Consider the following 21,207-nt stretch of genomic DNA (forward strand, 5'->3'; position numbering starts at 1 on the left):
AATTGCGTGAAGAATTACTGAATTTTGCGTCATTAATTGAATTGGAACTTGATTTTGCTGAAGAAGATGTTGAGTTTGCAGATAGAACTCAATTTAAAAATTTAATAGAACATATTAATTTTGTTTTAAAACGTTTGATAGATTCTTTTGCTGTTGGAAATGTAATTAAAAATGGAATACCTGTCGCTATTGTAGGAGAGCCCAATGTTGGTAAATCTACACTTTTAAATGCTTTATTGAATGAAGAACGCGCTATAGTTTCTGATATTGCAGGAACCACCAGAGATACTATTGAAGATGAAATTTCAATAGGAGGTATAGGTTTTAGGTTTATTGATACGGCTGGAATTCGAGATACTAAAGATGTTGTTGAAAGTATAGGAATAAAAAAACGTTTGAAAAAATTGAACAAGCTCAAGTTGTTATTTACTTATTTGATGCTTCCGATTTTGAATCATCAAGTTCGACTTTTAAGGTTGAAATTGAAAAAATCAAAAATAAATATCCTCAGAAGCCATTGGTTATAATAGCTAATAAGATAGATAAACTATCTGAAGATGATAAATCAAAATTAGATTTAGCCTTGAGTGCAGTCGAAAGGTCTCATTTTATATCATTATCTGCAAAACATAAAATTGGAGTAGATGAACTAAAGGATAAATTACTCAGTTTTTTAAATACAGGTGCTTTAAGAAACAATGATACTATTGTTACTAATTCTCGTCATTACGATGCATTATTAAAAGCTTTTGAAGAGATAGATAAAGTAAAACATGGGCTAGAATCTGGATTATCCGGAGATTTATTGGCGATTGATATTCGGCAGGCTTTATATCACTTTGGAGAAATTACAGGAGAGATTACTAATGATGATTTATTAGGGAATATATTTGCTAATTTCTGTATTGGTAAATAATTTTTTTAAATAATTACGCTTTATTTTGATTTTAAGCGAGTTAGTTTAATTGTTCTAAGTAAATATTGATAAACAAAAAGGATATATGACAATTGTCATATTCTTTAGATTAGACAAGCTTTAAATTCGCACGTATAATTTGAAAAGTTAATTAAGAACAGTAGATTTAGTTAAAATTCAGATTAGAATTTAAATAGAACTATTTCTTTAAAACTAATCAACTATCGCATTGAAATCCAAAAGAGAAATTTTACCACCGAAAACATCCAGATGGCGAACAACTGCGGTTATTTTTATAGGTGCAATTATTGGTTTGGGTTTATTTATGGCGAAGGAGTCTAAGATTACATCTTATATGTCTGATGATCCGCAAGCTTGTGTAAATTGCCATGTTATGACACCAGTTTACAATAGTTGGATGCACAGTTCTCACAGAGAGTGGGCAAATTGTAACGATTGCCATGTACCCCATGATAATGTTTTTAATAAATACTATTTCAAAGCAAAAGATGGCTTATATCATGCCTCAGTTTTTACAGCTCGGGCAGAACCAGATGTTATTGAAATGAAAGAAGCCTCACAAGAAGTTGTTCAGAGTAACTGTATTCGTTGCCATGTGCAACAAGTAACTCAAGCTAAATACGATGGTTGGATTGATGGCCATCGAGAAAATAGAACAGGACGCCAATGTTGGAGTTGCCATAAACAAGTACCACATGGTAAAGTTCATGGTTTAAATACCATAAAATTTAATGTAGCACCTTTACCAACTGACCAAGAAGAACTTGTTATTCCTACTTGGATGGAAAATGAAATTAAAGATTAATACCCATAGAAATGAAAAACAAAGTATTATTTATTGTAACCATTATTGTAGTTTTCCTATTAGGACTTTTAGCATCTAGTATTGTCAATAGAAAATCTGAGGCAAAATACAAATATGTACCTAGTGTGGATATTGCAGAGAACGAACCTAGAAATGCTATTTGGGGAGAAAATTTTCCTTTAGAGTATCAATCTTGGTTACAAACGGCAGATACAACGTTTGCATCTATGCAAGGCGGTTCTGCAATGCGAGATGTTTTAGAAGAAGATCCTAATTTAGTTATTTTGTTTGCTGGTTATGGTTTTTCAAAAGATTATAATCAAGGCAGAGGACACTCTTATGCTATTGAAGATATTCATAATACTTTAAGAACAGGAGGACCAAAAGGAAAAGGAGATGGGCCAATGCCAGCAACTTGTTGGACCTGTAAAAGTCCAGATGTACCACGTTTAATGAATGAAATTGGTATAGCTGAGTTTTATAGCGGTAAATGGGCAGATAAAGGTGAAGAAGTAGTAAATCCAATTGGTTGTGCAGATTGTCATGACCCTAATTCTATGAAGCTCCGTATTTCACGACCAGCACTTGTGGAAGCTTTCGATGCTATGGGGAAAGATATTAATCAAGCTACACATAATGAAATGCGTTCTTTGGTTTGTGCTCAATGTCACGTAGAATATTATTTCAATAAGAATTTACCAGGAAAAGAGGGTACACCGTATTTGGTATTTCCTTGGAAGAAGGAATGACTGTTGAAGATATGGAAAACTACTATGATAATCTTGAGTTTAAAGATTGGACTCACAAAGTTAGTAAAGCACCAATGCTTAAAGCGCAACATCCAGGATATGAAACTTTTGTAACCGGAGTGCATGCTGATAGAGGTGTATCTTGTTCAGATTGCCACATGCCATATAAAAGTGAAGGTGGACAAAAATTTACCGATCACCATATTCAATCACCTTTAAATAACACATCAAATGCTTGTCAAGTATGTCATAGGGAAGATTCAAATAAATTGATAGCTAATGTTTATGAAAGACAACGTAAAGCATCAGAGACAAGATTGAAGTTAGAAGGACTTTTAGTGAAAGCCCATTTAGAAGCCAAAAAATGTTGGGATTTAGGAGCTACTGAAGCGCAAATGAAACCAATATTAACAGATATTCGTCACGGACAATGGCGTTGGGATTATGGAGCAGCGTCACATGGAGCTTCTTTTCATTCACCTGTAGAAACCGCAAGAGTTTTAAGTAGTGGTCTTGTTATTGCGCAAGAAGCTAGAGTGAAATTAGCAAGATTATTGGCAGATTTAGGACACAACAAACCTATTGATATGCCAGATATTTCTACTAAAGAAAAGGCTCAAAAATACATTGGTTTAGATATGGAAAAATTGAATGCTGATAAAGAAGCGTTCAAAAAGAATTTATTACCAAAGTGGTTAGAAGAAGCTAAGGCCAGAGAAGATAAGATGCCAGTTAATTCAGTATCTTCTGCTGCTAAATAATTGATATAACTTTTTTTATAATAAAGGACACCTTATTTATGCATTGTTAAGGTGTCTTTTAATTTAATAATATTTCTATTTCAAATGAATAAAATTGCACGTTTTTTTGCTTCACCTAAACTAGCGGTAGTATGCTTATTTACTTTCGCTATTTCAATGGCTATTGCAACCTTTGTAGAAAACGATTATGGAACTGCTACAGCTTGGAAAATGATTTACGATGCTTGGTGGTTTGAGTTGGTAATGTTTGGGTTGGGTATCTGTTTTGTCATGAGTATTTTTAAGTACAAACTTTGGCGCATAGAAAAATGGGCATTACTTACGTTTCATTTGGCATTCTTCATTATTTTGTTGGGAGCAGGTATAACACGTTATGTATCTTATGGGGGCATTATGCGTGTTCGTGAGGGTGCATCTTCAAATGTAATTATATCAGATACTAATTATTTACATGTGCATATAACAGATGGTTCAACTACTAAAACCATTAAAAAGCGACTCAGTTTTTCGCCCATAAGCAATAACGATTTTAGAATTGATACGGACTTTAAAGACACACCAATTTCAATTTCTTATAATGAATTTATAGCTGATGCTATACCAGAAATAATTGATGATGCTGAAAATGGTAAGCCCATGATTCAAATGGTGGTTTCCGCAGGAAATGGAAGAGAAACCGTTTTTCTTGAAAAGGGAGAAGTTGAGGCAATAGGAGCTCATAAACATAAAGTAGGTTTTGATGTTGAAGGCAAAGGTGTTATTAATATTACTGAAAAAGATGGTGTTTTTAGTATTCTATCTCCAAGAGATTTAAGCACATTTGTTATGGCTACTGAAACTGCAAGCACTATAAAAAAAGACAGTACACACACCATACAATTACGAACGTTGTATCGAGATGGAGATGCTTCTTTTGTGCCATTATCTTATCATCCAAAGGGTGAAATTGGGTTGGTTAGTGCTTCTGAAAAACCTAAGGATAACGACGAACAAAAAGATGATGCTTTGGTTGTTAATTTAAAAGTTGGAGAACAAACTAAAGAAACTACATTGTTATATAGAGATGGTTTCTTACCAACACAACATGAGGTAGAATTTGAGCAAATAAAAATGAGTCTGTCTTATGGAGCAGAGCTAATTACAACACCATTTTCAATTCATTTAGATGATTTTCAATTGGAGCGTTACCCCGGTTCTACAAGCCCTTCAGCTTATGCTAGTGAAGTAAAAGTAATAGATAATGATGTAGAAACACAACATCGTATTTTTATGAATAATGTATTGGATTATAAGGGATATCGTTTTTTTCAGGCTAGTTATGATACAGATGAATTAGGAACTGTTCTTGCTGTAAACCATGATGCAATAGGAACTAACGTTACTTATATAGGTTATTTTTTAATGATGATAGGGATGTTTTTTACACTCTTCGGAAAATCTTCTCGTTTCACATTAATTAATAAAAAGCTAAAGAAATTAAAGGTAAAGAGTGCTGGTTTGCTGGTCCTTCTATTAGCTTTTTCTAATCTAGGGTATTCTCAGGTTGAGAAACCAATTATTAATTTAGAAATGGTAAAACAACTTGAAGTTGATAATCAGCATGCTGAATTATTTGGACGTTTAATGGTTCAAGATTTAGACGGGCGTATTAAACCTATGAATACTTTGGCTTCAGAGTTTTTAAGAAAGCTTTCAAGAAAACCTTATTTCAAGTTTACTAAAAATGGGGAGACTATTCAGTTTAATGCTAATCAGACGTTTTTAGGAATGCAATCAGCTTCAAATATTTGGCAATACATTCCACTTATTAAAGTAGATAAAAAGAAAGGTGGCGAGCTATTAAGTAGTTTAAACATTAGTAAAGATGGATTAGTCTCTTTTACAGAACTTCTCGGAGATAAAGGCAAGTATATCCTTGGAGATGTAGTAGAAGAAGCAAATAAAAAGAAACCTGCAGAACGCAACGAGTTTGATAAGGAAGTTTTAAAAGTTGATGAGCGTTTTAATATTTTATACAATGTGTTCTCAGGAAATTATTTAAAAGTGTTTCCTAATAGTAATGACGAGAATAATAAATGGCACAGTCAAACACATCATTTTGAAGATTTCCCTGTTGAAGATGGGCAATTTGCAAAACAGATTATCCCAACTTATTTTAAAAATGTAAACGAAAAAGACTGGATTATTGCTAGTGAAAATTTAGAATACATTAAAAAGTTTCAAGATGTTTTAGGAAAAGAAATTATTCCTAGTCGTAAACGCGTTGAAGCAGAATTGTGGTACAATCAACTTAACTTGAATTTTTGGTTGTTTCAAGTATTCTTTACTTTGGGAGCTATTCTTTTAGTATTAGCGATTGTTAAAATTTTTACCAAGAAAAAAGGTATTGAACTTTTGTGGAATACTTTAGTTATTATCACTTTAGTAAGTTTTCTTTTGTTTACGGGAAATATCATTTTACGTTGGTATGTTGCACAACATGCACCTTGGAGTAATGGTTACGAAATGCTGGTATTTGTATCTTGGGTTTTACTGCTCTGCGGATTGTTAACTTTCAGAAAGTCTGATTTTAGTTTACCTCTAGCTACCCTTTTTTCTGGAGCTTTGCTTTTTGTGAGCTATTTAGATTGGTTAAGTCCTGAAATTACTAACCTAATGCCAGTTTTAAAATCATTTTGGTTAAAAATACATGTAGCAACAATTGTTAGTAGTTATGCACCATTAGCATTATCAGCTGTTTTAGGGTTTATGGCATTATTACTAATGATTTTTAAAACAAAAAAGTCTCAGAAAGAAATAGACATTAGAATAAAAGAATTGACTTATATAAATGAAATATCAATGACTATTGGTTTATTTGTTTTAGCAGTAGGTACTTTTTTAGGAGGCATTTGGGCCAACGAATCTTGGGGGCGTTATTGGGCATGGGATCCAAAAGAAACTTGGGCGTTAATTAGTGTTATAGTCTATGTAATTGTCCTTCATCTTAGATTAATTCCAAATTTAAAAAGCAATTATATTTTAAACACAGCTAGTGTTTTTGCTTTCGGTTCTATCATTATGACGTCTTTTGGGGTTAATTATTACCTATCAGGACTTCACAGTTATGCAGCAGGAGATCCGTTACCAATTCCAACGTTTATTTATGTTTTGGTGGTTTTAGTAATTGTGGTTTCTATTTTAGCTTATTATAGAAAACGAGCGTTTAAAAAGAGTTAACAGACTTAAAAAGATGTTAGTAAATAATTTCACTATTAAATTGAAAATATTTTACGGAATTAGTATTTCCTTTGATAGCTACTGCAGCCTTATAAGCAGTTACTGTTTCAAACGGAATGATTTGCCATAATTTTTTTTCATTTTTATCCCATTGTGTTTCTGTTACTTCAGCTTTATCATCAGAATCTATTGAAATTGAAAACGAATCTAATGGGAAAGATAAGCCCTTAGCTTTTGCTTTGATGAATGCTTCTTTACGTGTCCAACCTCTATAAAATGCCTCGGTTTGTGATGTTTTAGGTATCGAATGAAGTGCTTTAATTTCTTTTTTTGAAAAGTAATTATCTACAATATCTAGGACGTTAAAATCTCTTTTGGTGTATTCTATATCTATTCCAAGATTATAATTATTGACAAAGCCTATAATGGCTAAATCTCCTGCATGTGATACATTAAATTTCAATACAGTATCAAAATTAAAAATTGGTTTCCCGAATTCACCATATCTAAAACTGATATCTTTTGGGTTAAGTTTTAAATAATTGCCAGATAAGTATCTTAGAATGCCCCTAGTAATAATAAATTGATTTTTATCCTTATTAAAACGAAATTTAGAAACTCTTGTAAGTTCATCTTCAGATAATGTTTTAATTAAATAAGGTAGTTTCTCTCTCAATTCTTTGAAGTTTATCAACCAAATATGAAGTGAGCTCTCAGAGATTTTATAAGATATGTTGTCAGAATATTTCATTTTAATTAATAAAAAATTCTATTAATTTATTTCTAGAATTTTTGACAGATTTTTTTTTAGGTACTCTTGATGAACTTTTTTAAATTTATTTAATTTTAGTGAATAGCTACTTCTCTCTAAAAGCAAATTAATAATAGTTGTTTTTATATCCTCAGGTTTGTCTTGTTCCATATTTCGAGAAACGGCAATGCCAAAATGTTTCATTCTTGCAGCATTACCATCTTGATCAGCCATATGCCATGAATAAATTAGCATAGGCACTTCATTAATAATACACTCATTAATGGTATTTATACCACCATGATTTATACAGCAGTCCATCTGTTTTAATAAAGTAGGTTGAGAAACCCAATTAAATAGATGTACATTACTAGGGATATTAGGGAAATCATTTTCAGACAGAAGCGTACCAAGTGACACTATTAAAATCCATTCTGATTGGTCATATACAGCCTCAAAGAGTTTTTTAAAAATGGAACATTTCCTTTTTCCATTGATCCCATTCCGCAATAGATAAGTTTTTTACCATCTTTAGTTTTTGCTTCTAATATTTTAGATAAACGTGTTTTATCAACTTCAGGATAACCTTTGTCAATTCTATTTTCATAAACCATTAATCCTAAATAATTAATGTTATTTGGAGATTTATGAGGGAACTCCATTTCTCTCATAGTTAGAGAAAGAAGTGGAAGTGAATTATAAATAAAATACGAAGGGAAATTTCTTAGAATTAATGTTTTTTTTGGGAAACCTACTTCCTTAGCATATCTTTTTAAAACATACCTTCTGTAGTTTCTAAAAGTTAATATATCTGATATATATCTAGCATAAATTTTAACCTTTTGTTGAAACCAAAATTTTTGAACTTCAAATTTATTTTTAATACTATTTTGCTCTGGAATAATAGTAGATCTGAGAGAAGGTAACCCAGAAACTCTTCGCATACAAAACCATGGGCTTAATAATTTTATCGGTATTTTTAAACCAAAAGTTGAAAAAACTATTTCATGAAGCTGCATATCACATATAACTAAATCTGGCTTTAATCTTTTAAGTATATCTACATATATAGGTATCTGTAACTCATTTTTTAAGGTTTCATAATCAAGTTCTTTACTCGAAAAATGAGTTTTAAATCGTTCTTTCCAAGAATTACTTTTAATAGCGTTAGGCTTATACCAAAATTTAATAGCTGGCACTTCAGTAAACTTAAAACCTTCTTCTTCTATTAAATTTTTCACATCAATTGGGCATAAGAAAGTTACAGAATGCCCTTCTGATTCTAATCTAGAAGCCAGTTCGAAAGTAGCATATAAAAGCCCCTTTAATTTTGAAGTACATATTGCAATATGAGCCATTTGATATTAGTGATTTTCTTTTATAGCTTTTTCAATTTGTTTTGCAAGTTTACCAGCATAAGGTACATCAAAAAGTTGGTGGTGTTGTCCATCTGTGTAGAGTAAATCAATATCTTTGGTGGTAATACTTTTCCAAGCCTTTATATAAGTTGGATTTAAATTCTTATCTGGTTTTTCTGTGAGAATAAGTGTTGTGTCTCCAGTATGTTTTTTGTGCCACCCGTATTGTTTGTATATGTGTATTAAGTTTCGTTTTATTTTATCTAAATTCTTTTTGTGAGATGTAGCAAACAATTTTATCATAGTTCGTTCTAAAAATCGCTCATAATTATTGTATGCCATTAATCTTATGGCGTTTAATGGATTGTTTTTTAAGCGACTTAAAAAACCAGATATGCGCATTTTTATACGCGTTGGATCAGTAAAATCTTCTTGTTTTATAATACTATCAATAACAATTAAGTTTGTTGTATCTCCATAATCCTTAAAAATTTCTGATATTTCTATGCCAACAGCAGGGCTGAAACAATATACTAGTAAATTATAGGGGCCATTGGGTTGTATATCTTTAATTTCTTTGGCATAATCTCTTGCCATTTCTTCAATACTATCGTGAGTTTTTTCATTGCTGCTTATTCCTGATGGTTGAATAGCATAAACAGGCCTATCTTTGTCTAAACCGTTAGCAATAGGGTTAAAGAAAAACACAAAACCACCACCACCATGAATACAAAACAGTGGGGTTTTGTTGCCAGACGACTTTATTGGAACTACATATTTCCAGACTTGACTATTATTCTTTTCTAATATATACTCACTCAATAACCCTATTGTTGGGTGTTCCAAAAGAATAATAGGTGGTATTTTTAGCTTTAGTTTTTTTTCAATTAGCGAGAACATTTTTATTGCCAATAATGATTTTCCTCCCATTTCGAAAAAATCATCTTCTGTACTAATGTTTTTTTTATCCAAAAGTATTTCCCAAATCTTTAAGAGTTCTAATTCTGTTTTATTTTTAGGAGGAACAATCTTGACTCTCTCAACTTTTTCTTGAACTATTGATGAGTTGTCATTAGTATTAATTGGCTCTGGAGGTGAACTAGTATTTGCCAAGACTGAATTTAAGTCAGTATCAAGGTTAGCTTTTAGAAATACTATAATTTCTTCAAATCGTTTTAATATCCAATTGTTTGTTTCTAATGAAAAAAGTTTTGCATCACTCTTTAAATAAATTTCAATTTCTTCACCTGTTTTTATTATAATGGTTAAAGGATATGTAGTAGTAATACCTCCTTGAGAACTATGAATTTTAATATCTCCAATTTGAATATCATCCCATGGGAAATTTTCAAAAATAAACAGGTTGTCTAATAAATTTGTGTTTTTAAGATCTAGCCATTCAGTAATTTCACCGATTGAAAAATGCTCATATTTTCTTGACTCTATTTGATTTTTTTGTAATGATAATAACCAATCTTTTAGTTTTAAATTCTTATTTGTTAATGTTCTAACTGGTAAAACATTGGCAAACATTCCTGCTATTAAATTAATGTTAGGAAAATTTCCAGAACGTCCAGAAACAGTATTACCAAATGTAATATCATTCTTTCCAGAATACTTTGAAATTATCATTATCCATATACCTTGAAATAGAGTATTAGGAGTAATATGATAGGTTTTCGCTAAACTATTTGCTATTGAAGATGTTTCTTTTGAGAGTTTTACAACAAATGTTTTCAAAGTTTCTATCCTAAGTTGTTTTTGATTGAATAAAAACGGAGTTTCAAAATTTTTGAACGTGGCTTTCCAAAAAGACTTAGCCGCATCCATATCTGTGTTTTTTATAAAGTTTAAATAAGATTTGTGGTTTGGTATAGCAGGAAGTTCTGGAACAGAATTGTTTAATATTGTTTCATAAATAGAGAATAGGTCTTTTAAAATTATGCTTGATGACCAGCCATCTAATAGCAAATGATGACAACTCCAGATAAAATAATATCTATTGTTTTTTATTTTTATTAAATGAACATTGGATAGAGGACTCATTTGAAAATTCACTCCTTTTTTCCTGTTAGATGCTTTAAAGTTATTTAGTTCAGTTTTTTGCTCAGATGTAGATAAACTTGTCCAATCTAGAAGCGTTAATTCTAATTCTATGTTTGGTTGTACTAATAGAATTGGTGTTTGAAGTTTCTTCCAATGAACTGTAGTTCTTAAAACAGAATGTCGTTGAGCAACTATGTCCCAAGCTCTTTTTAAAAATTCGATATCTAAATCTCCATCAATAGTACTTTGAATATTTATAAATCCATGATCGTGTTTTGATGTAAGATTATGCAAAAGGATGCCTTGTTGGGTAATATTCAAAGGGTAAATGCCTTCTACACCTTTTATGGTTTTTTTATTATTAATTAAATCATCAAGTTCTTTCTGTTTAATATCTACTTCGGTAAAATCAGAAGGTGTGTACGTGGTTTTAGCTTCTAAACAATGATTGACAATGCTTTTTAAAATGGTATCGAAATTATTTATTAAAGATAAAATGATATCCTCACTAAAAAAACCTTTTCCGTAATTCCAAGTAATTTCTAAAACATTATTTTTTACTAATGCATTAATTTCCAGAGCATAATTTCTTTCGCTTAGAGGATGTCTTGTCTTACTTGAAATAAACTCAATAGAATGACTCCCCGTATTTTGTTTTCCTAAAAAATTAAAAACAACTTCTGGAAATTTTTTATTGTCTAAATGAGGCGTTAAATAACGTAAAATACCATAACCGATACCTCCATTTGGTATGCTTCGCATTTCTTCTTTAATAGCAATTATTTTAGATGAAATGCTTGAGTTGATATTGATATTAAATCTTTTTGGAAAAAAGGACGTAAACCAACCTACAGTATTGGACAAATTAAGTGCAGTATTGTTTACTTCTCGGCCATGTTTTTCTAATGCAAATGCAATATTTGTTTTTTTTGTAAAATTTCCTAAGGTATCAACTAAAGCAGTTATTAATATTTCATCAGTTTTTGTACTGTAAGCGTTATTGGCTTTTTCAATAAGGTTTTGCGTAACTTCTTCATCAACAACATGATTAATCGTTTTAACATCTTTCCAATGAATTGGATATTTGTTTTTATGTTCTTTTGATAAAAAAGTATGATCTGAAACTTGAGCTTCCCAAAAATTTAACTCAACTAAAACTTTCTGGGATTTAGTTAGTTCTGTTATATGATTTGCCCAAGTATGGATAGAAGTTGTTTTTGAATTTAGTTTTAATACTTCAGATTTAAATATGGCATTGGTGTAACCCTCTATAATTATTTGCCATGATACAAAGTCTACTACTAAATGATGAGCAAGAAGCACAATAGTATTTTCCGAAAGATCACCAGTATCAAAATAGATACATTTAAAGAGAGAGCCTTCTTCAAGCTTGGTTTTTTCTTGAATAAGCTTTAAGCTTTCTTGAATTTTTGCCTCATAATCTGGAATTAATTCTTCCGAAACATTAACCACCTCGAATGCATTAATAAGTTCTGGGCTCAATATTTTACCTTTCCAGTTATCATTTTCCATGTGAAAGCTTGAACGCAAAGCATCATGGAGTTCAATTAAGGTTTTAGTGACCTCTTCTAGTGTTTTTTTATTGAATGTACTCGGTAAATCGCTGATTCTAAAGCCTTGATTCCAATATTCTGGAGCTAATTTATGTGTGTTGAAAAACCAATTTTGAATAGCAGTTAAGGGAATCTCTCCAATTACCATAGTGGAATTGTTACTATTTTCATCTTTTACAGAAACAAACATTGCCAATTCAGAAATAGTTTGATGTTCAAATAACTGATTGGGTGAAATAATAATACCCTCTTTTCTAGCCTTGGCAATAATTTGAATGCTTAAAATAGAATCTCCTCCAATTTCAAAAAAGTTATCTAAAACACTTATCGATTCTATTTTTAAAATATTCTGCCAAATAATTAGTAGTCTGTTTTCAATTTCGTTTTTCGGTCGTTCTATTGTTTGAATACTCTTAGGTGCAGATATATCTTTAAGTTTGGAAAGAGATACCTTATCAATTTTACCATTAGGTAACATAGGTACATTATCAATTACAATAAAATTACTTGGAATCATGTAATTGGGTAGTTCATTTTTAAGATAGAGTTTTAGTTGTTCCTCATTAAATGAATTATCAACTTTGATATAAGCTGTTAATTGTTTTGGTTTTCCTATATCCTCTTTTACTAAAACGATTGCCTGTTTTATTGAGCGAGCCTTATAAATAACATTTTCAATTTCACTTAATTCTACTCTATAACCTCTTATCTTAATTTGCTCATCTGCTCTTCCTAAAAAAATAATATCACCAATACTATTGAATTTCCCTAGATCTCCAGTTTTATATAGTTTTTCAGAGGAGTTAAAAGGGTTTTTTATAAATGCTTTAGTATTTAAATCTGTTCTATTTATATAGCCATTAGTAAGCCCAGAACCACCAATAAAAATTTCTCCAACAGCACCGATGGGAACTAAGTTTAGCTTAGTATCTAATAAATAAATCTTTGCATTGGCTACGGCTTTTCCTATTGGGATTGATGAAAGATTTTTATCTTTATTTTCAATTTTATGGGCAATACACCATACGCTAGCCTCGGTAGGTCCATATTCATTGTATAGATTAACCTTACTTAATGTTTTAAAATGAACTGCGCAAAGCGAAGGAGGGCAGGATTCTCCAGCAACTATAACAGTATTAAGACTTTGGAGTTTTTTTGTATCTATATATTCTAATATCAATTTGTATAGAGACGGTAACATTAAGGTGTGACTTATAGCTTTTTCATCAATGATTTTAGCTATTTTTTCAATGTCTTGTTCCATGCGTTTCTCGGCAATTACTAAATTACCTCCTGTACAGAGAGTCCAAAAAATACCAGCTTTTGAACTGTCAAAAGACATGGACGACATGAGTAAAAATACAGACGGATTACTATCGTAAAAATCTAATCTACCACTTGTGGATTGTAAAATGTTTTTATGCGTAATTGGCACCCCTTTAGGTTTTCCTGTACTTCCTGATGTATAAATTACATATGCTATATTTGATATCTTACACGAGGGTAATTCTATATTTAAAGAAGTGTTTGACAACTGTAATACTTCAATAAATAAACTATTTGTAGTTGTTTTATCAAATAAATGTGATGCGTTTTGGTGCGTAATTATATTTGATACCTTGGAGTCTTTAAGCATAAAAGCTATTCTGTCCTTTGGATATTCCAAATCTATGGGTAAGTATGCACAACCAGCTTTTAAAATGGCAAGCATGCCAACTACCATATCAACAGACCTGTCTAAACACAAGCCAACTATTTCATTTGGTGTTTTAATTTTGGTTAATAAATGAGAGGCAACTATGTTGGCTTTTTCATTTAATTGTTTATAAGTAAGTGTTACATCTCTAAATGAGACAGCATTTGTATTGGGGTTTAGTTTACTTCTATTTTCAATAACTTCATGAATACCCTTGTAGTTTGAAAAATTACTAGGCTTTTCTGGTGTCTGATTTAGTAATAATTGCTTTTCACCAGTAGTAAGCATTTGTACTTCATGAATATTCACGTCTGGGTTTGTGGTAATACCCTCTAAAATTAATCTAAAATTATCTTGAAACCTTTGTATTGTTGCAGCGTTAAATAGCTCAGTTGAATATTCAAAAGTGGTACTTAGTTTTTCATTGTTTTCAGATATAAATATAGTAAGATCAAACTTTGAAATTTTAGGATCTAGCAGTTTATGACTTAAATGTAAATCTTTAGAAAGTGCAGGGATTTTTAATTTTTCATTGTATACAAACATTACTCGAAAAAATGGGTTTCCAGCCATAGTTCTCTCTACCTGTAACTCTTTAGTTAAAGCTGCAAAAGGGACATTTTTGTTGGTGAAAGCATCTAATGTGTTTTTTCGAACTTTTGAAACTAAATCTTTGAATGGTATATTTTGATCTATTTGTGTTCTTAAAACGATTGTATTTAAGAAAAACCCCATTAAGTTCTCTAAAGACTTATGGTCTCTACTTGTTATTGGTGAACCAACTGAGATATCTTCCTGTCCACTACATTTATGTAAAAAAACATAGTATGCTGAAAGCATTAACACATAAGGTGTTGTGTTTAAAGTATGAGCAAGTTTTAATAGTTTTTGTGAGAGTTCTTTACTGTATTCATCACTAAGAGAAATAGCTCCTTTAAATTGAGTTTTATTGGGTCTTGAGAAATCCGTTGGTAAATTTAGTGGCTGTAGATCTCCGGATAGCTTTTCTTTCCAGTATTTTAAATGGTCCTTATTAAAGCCTTTATTTTGTTGCCAATAGGCATAATCCGCATATTGAATTGAAGTAGTTTTTTTTGGTAAATCATTATTTAAAATAAGCGTTTGGTAATGCTTTGATAATTGTTCTCTAAAAATTTTCAATGACCATTCATCAGTAATAATATGATGCATGGTAATTTGAAGAATATGCTTAGTTTGATTTGTTTTAATTAGAGCAATGCTTATTAGAGGGCCTTTAGTCAAATCGAAAGTTTGTTTTGTATTGCTTTCAATTATCTTTTCTGATTTAGATTTAGAAATATCATCAGATAGGTTTGAAAAATCATGATAAGAAACTTCAAGTTTTAAATCATGATTTAAAACTTGAAATATTTTATCATTTTCAATTTGATATGTAGTTCTTAAAATATCATGATCTTGATATATTTTTTGTAAACATTTAATTAAGATTTTGTTATCTAAATCACCCTCAATCACATAAGCTTCTGAGTAATTATAGAATGCATTTTCGGGATGCATTTGTTGCAAAAACAATAACCTTTGTTGCCCAAATGATAATGGAATTTCAACGCCAGATGGAGCTTTATTTATTTCGGATTGGACAAGAGAGGGTTTTTCCTTGTTTTTCCATCTTGCAAGTAGCGAGTTATTGTTTTTGTCTTTTTCTGCCATAATTTTTCAGAAAGCAATTAATGCATTTTGAGTTAGGAAATTATTTTAAGCCTAAAGACTTAGCGAGTTCATAAGCAAATTGAACTAAATAATCGTCTAAAACTAAATTTATATCAAATACTCTTTCAATAAACCAATACATTGATATTATAATTAGTATCACAGACATGTAAACTAAAAACTTTGGATAGAAATTATACTTCCTAATTAAGTATAACAATGGAAATATAGCTGCAATAATGGCCAATTGACCAATTTCAACGCCAACATTAAATCCTAAAAGGGATAACGTTAAAAACTCTCCAGTTAAACCTAAATCGCTTAGTACACTTGCAAAACCAAACCCATGAAACAAGCCAAAAATAAAAGCTATAATCCAATCCTTCATTTTAAATATAGGTCTAATATTATGGTAGGCCGCTAGACCAATGGAAAAAGCAATAATAGATTCTACAAATTGAGATGGTAGCATTACTATTTCTAAAGATGCGAGAGTTAATGTAATGGTATGTGCAATTGTAAAAAACGTAATTACTTTGATAATGTAAAGAAATGCAACTTTAAAAGTCATAACAGGTTCCCATCCAAAAATGCTATTATTTTTTCGTCTTACAACAGCAGGTAGGATAAGTGCCAATAGAAAAAGTATATGGTCTAATCCAATCCAAATATGCCATACGCCTTGTTTTACCATAGCAAAAAAACCATTCCAAATAGAATATTTAGTCAAATCCATGGTATCAATAGTCTTATTGGGAGAAAAATCCAAAGTAATATTTCGTTCTTCATTAATTACACCAGCCCTCCAGTTATACTCTGTAATTAAATACCCTCTGTGAGTTTCATCTTTTTCGAAAACAGCACTATATTTAACTTTGAGGTTTTTTGGTAAGTTTATTGTGTTTTCTAACCTGAAGTGCAATTGAACAAAATCTCCCAAACTAAAAGCAAATATACTGGCATCCTCAAAAACAATTTTATGCTCACCCAGGTTTGAACTAAAAGCACTATTTTTAAGAATATAAGCTTCTATATCTTCAATGTAGGGTTGAACTTCATCAAAAGTTGCTCCATTTTTAAAATCGGTACCAAATATCTTATTGATTTCTCTTGTGTTTATCTCAAACCTTCCTTGGATACCTTCGGTTTCGTAGATTCTCAGAAAAACATAACTTTGGTTAGGAATGTGACTTAATACAATTAGTGGAAGGAAAAGAAAAAGTACAATTAGACATTGAAGTTTCCTTCTAAACATAAATTTAGACATGTTGATTGATTTTAGTGAACAACTTTTTTATACAAGAAAGGAAAAAAATAAACATAAAATTAAAAAACACATATAATCGATTAACTGCTCTTATTCATTTGAGCCAATGTTTAATATCTTGAAAAACAATCCACTTATCGAAACTTAGTGCTATACATCCAATTAATTAATATAAAATCTATAATTTCAACAAAAAAACATTTAAACTAATATTTTCAGATTAGGTGTTTAAATTGTAAAAGTTATGAATAAGATTACTACCCTATTGCTATCTGCTAGTGATGTTAATTCTATTATGAATAAATATGGGTTGAATCGTCTAATGGATGATTTGACATTTAGAATTATAAAAGAATTTGAAAATTTTAATGAAGAAGAGACTATTATCCCCATTCGTTCGGGATTTAATTATACATCTGAAACTCCAGGATTAGTAGAATGGATGCCTGTTTACAAAACTGATGATGAAGTTGTTATAAAGGTAGTTGGATATCATCCAAAAAATCCAGATAAGTTTAATTTACCTACTATTCTATCAACTATTTCATCTTATGATACAAAAACAGGACATTTAAAAGGATTAGTAGATGGGGTATTATTAACAGCCTTAAGAACAGGAGCAGCATCAGCTGTAGCCTCAAAATATTTGGCTCATCCAGAGAGCTCGGTTCTTGGTTTGATTGGTTGTGGAGCTCAATCTATTACTCAGTTACATGCTCTTTCGAGACTATTTACGATAAAAAAAGTTTTAATATACGATACCGATTCAGAGTCAGTAGCTTCTTTTAAAACTCGGAGTGATATATTAGATTTAGAAATTCAAATTAGTCATTCAAATATTGCTGATATTCTAAAGGAAAGTGATATTGTTTGTACAGCAACATCTATAGATGTTGGAGAAGGTCCCCTTTTTGAAGACTACGAAACTAAATCATATTTACATATCAATGCTATAGGATCAGATTTTCCTGGTAAAATAGAATTACCAATAAAGCTTTTAAGAGAAAGTTTTGTTTGCCCAGATTTTACTAAACAGGCTAAAATAGAGGGTGAGTGCCAGCAACTTAACAATGATGAAATAGGATCAGATTTAGTAGAAGTAATTCAAAATTACGATAAGTTCAAGTACTTGAGAGATAAACTATCTGTTTTTGATTCTACTGGCTTAGCTTTAGAGGATCAAGTAGTAATGGACTTATTTCTTGATTTGGCAAAAGAATTTAAAATAGGTACAGATGTATGTCTTGAAAATATAAGTACAGATGTAAAAAACCCTTACCATTTTGTAAATGCAAAAGTCTTTACAGAATAGCATTTTTGATTTTTTGGTTTTAGAACTTCTTCATAATTACTAATTTAATAACACGTTATATTTTGGATTTATCTTGGACAAAAGAGCAGATTAACTATAAGGAAAAAGTAATAGACTTTGCTGAAAAGAATTTAAATAATTCTATAAGTGAACGGGACAAAGATTTAGTTTTTTCTCGTGAGGATTGGCAAAAATGTGCTGATTTTGGTATTCAAGGACTTGCTAGTCCACTTAAATACGGAGGAAGAGATAAAGAAGTAGATATATTATCTGCGACTTTGGCAATGGAAGGTTTGGGATATGGCTGTAGAGATAATGGTTTGCCGTTTAGCTTAAATGCGCAAATGTGGACTGTACAATTACCAATTGCACAATTTGGATCAGAATTTCAAAAAGAAAAATATTTAAAGCCTTTATCTTCAGGCGAATGGATTGGTAGTCATGCTTTAACCGAAGCTAACGCTGGGTCAGATGTTTTTAATATGGAAACTACTGCTGAGAAAGTAGATGGCGGCTATATTTTAAATGGTAGTAAACGGTTAATTACTCTCGCACCAATATCAGATATTGCATTAGTTTTTGCAAAAACAAATCCTAAATTAGGTAAATGGGGAGTTAGTGGTTTTATTGTAGAAACAAAATCTAAAGGTTTAACGTTAAGTGTGAATAAAGCTAAAATGGGTTTACGAACTGTACCCATTGGAGATATAGAGTTTAAAGATTGTTTTGTGCCAGAAGAAAATAGGTTAGGAAAAGAGGGAGCTGGATGGAGTATAACTATAAGTTCTCTTGAGTACGATAGATGCAATATTTTGGCAAGTCAGTTAGGTGCTATGGAATACCAATTAGAATCTACAATAAAGTTTGTTAAAAACAGAAAGCAATTTGGAAAGTCTATAGGCGGATTTCAGTCGGTTTCTAATCGTATTGCAAATATGAAATTACGTATTGAAACCTCAAGGTTATTATTGTATAAAGTAGCATGGTTAAAAAGTCAAGGAAAATCAGCTATGATGGAAGCTGCACTTTTAAAATTGCATTTAAGCGAAAGTTTTATAGAATCTAGTTTAGATGCTATTAGGTGCCATGGTGGGTCAGGGTATCTTACAGAATTTGAAGTAGAACGTAATTTAAGAGATTCGGTTGGCGGTGTTATATACGCTGGTACTTCTGATATACAGCGAAATATTATTTCTCAAATTTTAGGTCTTTAGAAAACTAATGGAATTATTCACGCTAACAGATATCATAGAAAATTCTGCGAAAAAGCATCCAGATAGGGAAGCTTTTAAGTGTGGTGATGTTTCTATTAAGTATTCAGAATTGGATGTGAAAACCAATCAACTTGCAAAGCATTTGTCAGATTCTGGAGTTAAGAAAGGAGATAAAGTAGGTATTTATTTAAATAGATGTTTAGAAACAGTAATTGCTATTTATGGCATTTTAAAATCGGGAGCTGCTTATGTACCACTTGATTTTACAGCACCCCATTCAAGAACTCAATCTCTAATTAATAATTGTGATATTGAGTTTTTAGTGTCGTCATCTAAGTTAAAAAGTAAACTGAAATCATTAATAGATTTTAGTTCTTCATTAAAAGGTGTTATTGGTTTATCACAAGATATTTCATTGAAAACTACATCATGGGAGGATATATATAGTATTGATTTAAGTACTTATAACCCTGTGAAAATTATAGAACATGATTTAGCGTATATAATGTTTACATCAGGTTCAACCGGAACTCCAAAAGGAATTATGCATACCCATAATAGTGGGTTAAATTATGCTAAACTATCTTCAGAATTATATAAGGTTACTGTCAATGATAGAGTAGGTAATCATGCGCCAATTCATTTTGATATATCAACTTTTGGATATTTTAGTGCACCTTTAGCTGGAGCATCAACGGTAATTATTACAGATGCGCATACCAAATTACCAATTAGTTTATCTCAATTAGTAGCTAAGGAAAAATTAACCATTTGGTACTCTGTACCTTTAGCATTAACACAAATGTTACAAACAGGAATTTTAGATGATTTGGATATGACATCTCTACGGTGGATTTTATTTGGCGGTGAGATTTTCGGTTTAAAATATTTAAGGGAGTTAATTAATAAATGGCCAAATGCTAACTTCTCAAATGTATATGGGCCAGCTGAAGTAAACCAATGTACATATTATAATTTTGATAATTTATCTGAAGAAACTCAGCAATTACCAATAGGACAAGTATGGAGAAATACGGATTTTAAGATTTTAAGCAATAATGATACCCCTGTTAAAAATGGAGAAAAAGGAAAATTGGTAATTAGGTCTGGAACTATGATGAAAGGGTATTGGAATAATCCAGAATTAACCAGAAATTCATTTTATAAAGAACGTTTAGATTCTGGTGAAGTACTAATTTACTATAGAACAGGAGATGTTGTTTTTAAAAATGAAAATGGTGTGTTGTTTTTCTCCGGAAGGGATGACAGACAAGTAAAATTAAGAGGATATAGAATTGAACTTGATGAAATTGAATCTGTTTTTATTAACCATTCGAATGTAAATGAAGCAGCAGTAATAATTAATAATGTTGATGGTGATCGCGAAATTTATGCAGCAATATTGTTATTATCAAATACAGATACGTCTATTAAAGAATTAAAACTGCATTGTAAAACATATTTGCCAGCATATGCTATTCCCGATAAAATTGAAATTTTTGATAACCTACCCAAAACAAGTTCGGGAAAAATAGATAGAAAAATGATTGCTAAAAAATAAAGAAAATTTAATATGGAAAAAATATTATTAGAATACCTCAACAATCAATTTTTAGATGATGAAATTGACGAAGATCTAGATGCTGATACCGATTTATTAGGTAGTGGAATATTAGATTCGTTGGGTATGGTACAGCTTATAGCTTTTGTTGAGAAAGAGTTTAAGGTTAAAGTAGAACCCGAAGATATGGTAATAGAAAACTTCATGGACATAAATTCCGTATGTGCTTATATTTCAGGTAAATTATAATTATACAAAGGATATA

The 21,207-nt window shown here is 30.8% G+C and carries 13 protein-coding genes and 1 pseudogene; 9 read left to right on the top strand and 5 right to left on the bottom strand.

Annotated features, from left to right (window positions below):
* Positions 1-2 precede the first annotated feature (2 nt).
* The 5 genes and pseudogenes from AC0L5U_RS00380 (at position 3) to AC0L5U_RS00400 (ending at position 6,471) form a co-directional block, all read left to right on the top strand.
* Positions 3-527, top strand: coding sequence for a GTPase (locus AC0L5U_RS00380; protein ID WP_473414020.1), 525 nt, complete (start codon positions 3-5; stop codon positions 525-527).
* Complete coding sequence (locus AC0L5U_RS00385) at positions 425-916, top strand: hypothetical protein (protein WP_473416121.1); 492 nt, start codon at positions 425-427, stop codon at positions 914-916. Before AC0L5U_RS00380 ends, AC0L5U_RS00385 begins: the two co-directional genes overlap by 103 nt.
* A gap of 229 nt (positions 917-1,145) precedes the next feature.
* Positions 1,146-1,742, top strand: coding sequence for a cytochrome c nitrite reductase small subunit (gene nrfH / locus AC0L5U_RS00390; RefSeq protein WP_473414021.1), 597 nt, complete (start codon positions 1,146-1,148; stop codon positions 1,740-1,742).
* A gap of 11 nt (positions 1,743-1,753) precedes the next feature.
* Positions 1,754-3,252: pseudogene (gene nrfA / locus AC0L5U_RS00395) on the top strand (ammonia-forming cytochrome c nitrite reductase).
* Between the two features lie 84 nt (positions 3,253-3,336).
* On the top strand, positions 3,337-6,471 hold the full coding sequence (locus AC0L5U_RS00400) for a cytochrome c biogenesis protein (RefSeq protein ID WP_473414023.1): 3,135 nt from the start codon (positions 3,337-3,339) through the stop codon (positions 6,469-6,471).
* Positions 6,472-6,487: 16 nt separating this feature from the next.
* Here the strand turns inward: AC0L5U_RS00400 and AC0L5U_RS00405 are convergent, their stop codons facing one another.
* Genes AC0L5U_RS00405 through AC0L5U_RS00425 form a run of 5 tightly spaced genes read right to left on the bottom strand, consistent with a single transcriptional unit; the run spans position 6,488 to position 16,855 of the window.
* The gene (locus AC0L5U_RS00405) at positions 6,488-7,222 is read right to left on the bottom strand and encodes a 4'-phosphopantetheinyl transferase family protein (RefSeq protein WP_473414024.1); all 735 of its coding nucleotides are present in this window, start codon (positions 7,220-7,222) and stop codon (positions 6,488-6,490) included.
* 21 nt (positions 7,223-7,243) lie between these two features.
* Positions 7,244-7,642 carry a glycosyltransferase gene (locus AC0L5U_RS00410; RefSeq protein WP_473414025.1) on the bottom strand — a complete coding sequence of 133 codons (399 nt, stop codon included), beginning with the start codon at positions 7,640-7,642 and terminating at the stop codon, positions 7,244-7,246.
* A 2-nt stretch (positions 7,643-7,644) separates the two neighbouring features.
* Complete coding sequence (locus tag AC0L5U_RS00415; RefSeq protein WP_473414026.1) at positions 7,645-8,580, bottom strand: glycosyltransferase family protein; 936 nt, start codon at positions 8,578-8,580, stop codon at positions 7,645-7,647.
* Positions 8,581-8,586: 6 nt separating this feature from the next.
* A complete protein-coding gene (locus AC0L5U_RS00420; RefSeq protein WP_473414027.1) occupies positions 8,587-15,588 on the bottom strand; it encodes a non-ribosomal peptide synthetase in 7,002 nt (2,333 codons plus the stop codon).
* Between the two features lie 40 nt (positions 15,589-15,628).
* The gene (locus tag AC0L5U_RS00425) at positions 15,629-16,855 is read right to left on the bottom strand and encodes a HupE/UreJ family protein (RefSeq protein ID WP_473414029.1); all 1,227 of its coding nucleotides are present in this window, start codon (positions 16,853-16,855) and stop codon (positions 15,629-15,631) included.
* A gap of 244 nt (positions 16,856-17,099) precedes the next feature.
* On the opposite strand from AC0L5U_RS00425, the gene AC0L5U_RS00430 reads away from it, so the two are divergent.
* The 4 genes from AC0L5U_RS00430 to AC0L5U_RS00445 all read left to right on the top strand — a co-directional run bounded on the left by AC0L5U_RS00430 (position 17,100) and on the right by AC0L5U_RS00445 (position 21,191).
* Entirely contained in the window at positions 17,100-18,167 is a 1,068-nt protein-coding gene (locus AC0L5U_RS00430; RefSeq protein ID WP_473414030.1) for an ornithine cyclodeaminase family protein, read from the top strand.
* Between the two features lie 62 nt (positions 18,168-18,229).
* On the top strand, positions 18,230-19,381 hold the full coding sequence (locus AC0L5U_RS00435) for an acyl-CoA dehydrogenase family protein (protein WP_473414031.1): 1,152 nt from the start codon (positions 18,230-18,232) through the stop codon (positions 19,379-19,381).
* Positions 19,382-19,388: 7 nt separating this feature from the next.
* A complete protein-coding gene (locus AC0L5U_RS00440; RefSeq protein WP_473414034.1) occupies positions 19,389-20,942 on the top strand; it encodes an amino acid adenylation domain-containing protein in 1,554 nt (517 codons plus the stop codon).
* A 12-nt stretch (positions 20,943-20,954) separates the two neighbouring features.
* Entirely contained in the window at positions 20,955-21,191 is a 237-nt protein-coding gene (locus tag AC0L5U_RS00445; RefSeq protein WP_473414036.1) for an acyl carrier protein, read from the top strand.
* Positions 21,192-21,207: the final 16 nt, after the last annotated feature.

Source organism: Jejuia sp. G7-7 (genome assembly GCF_055808955.1).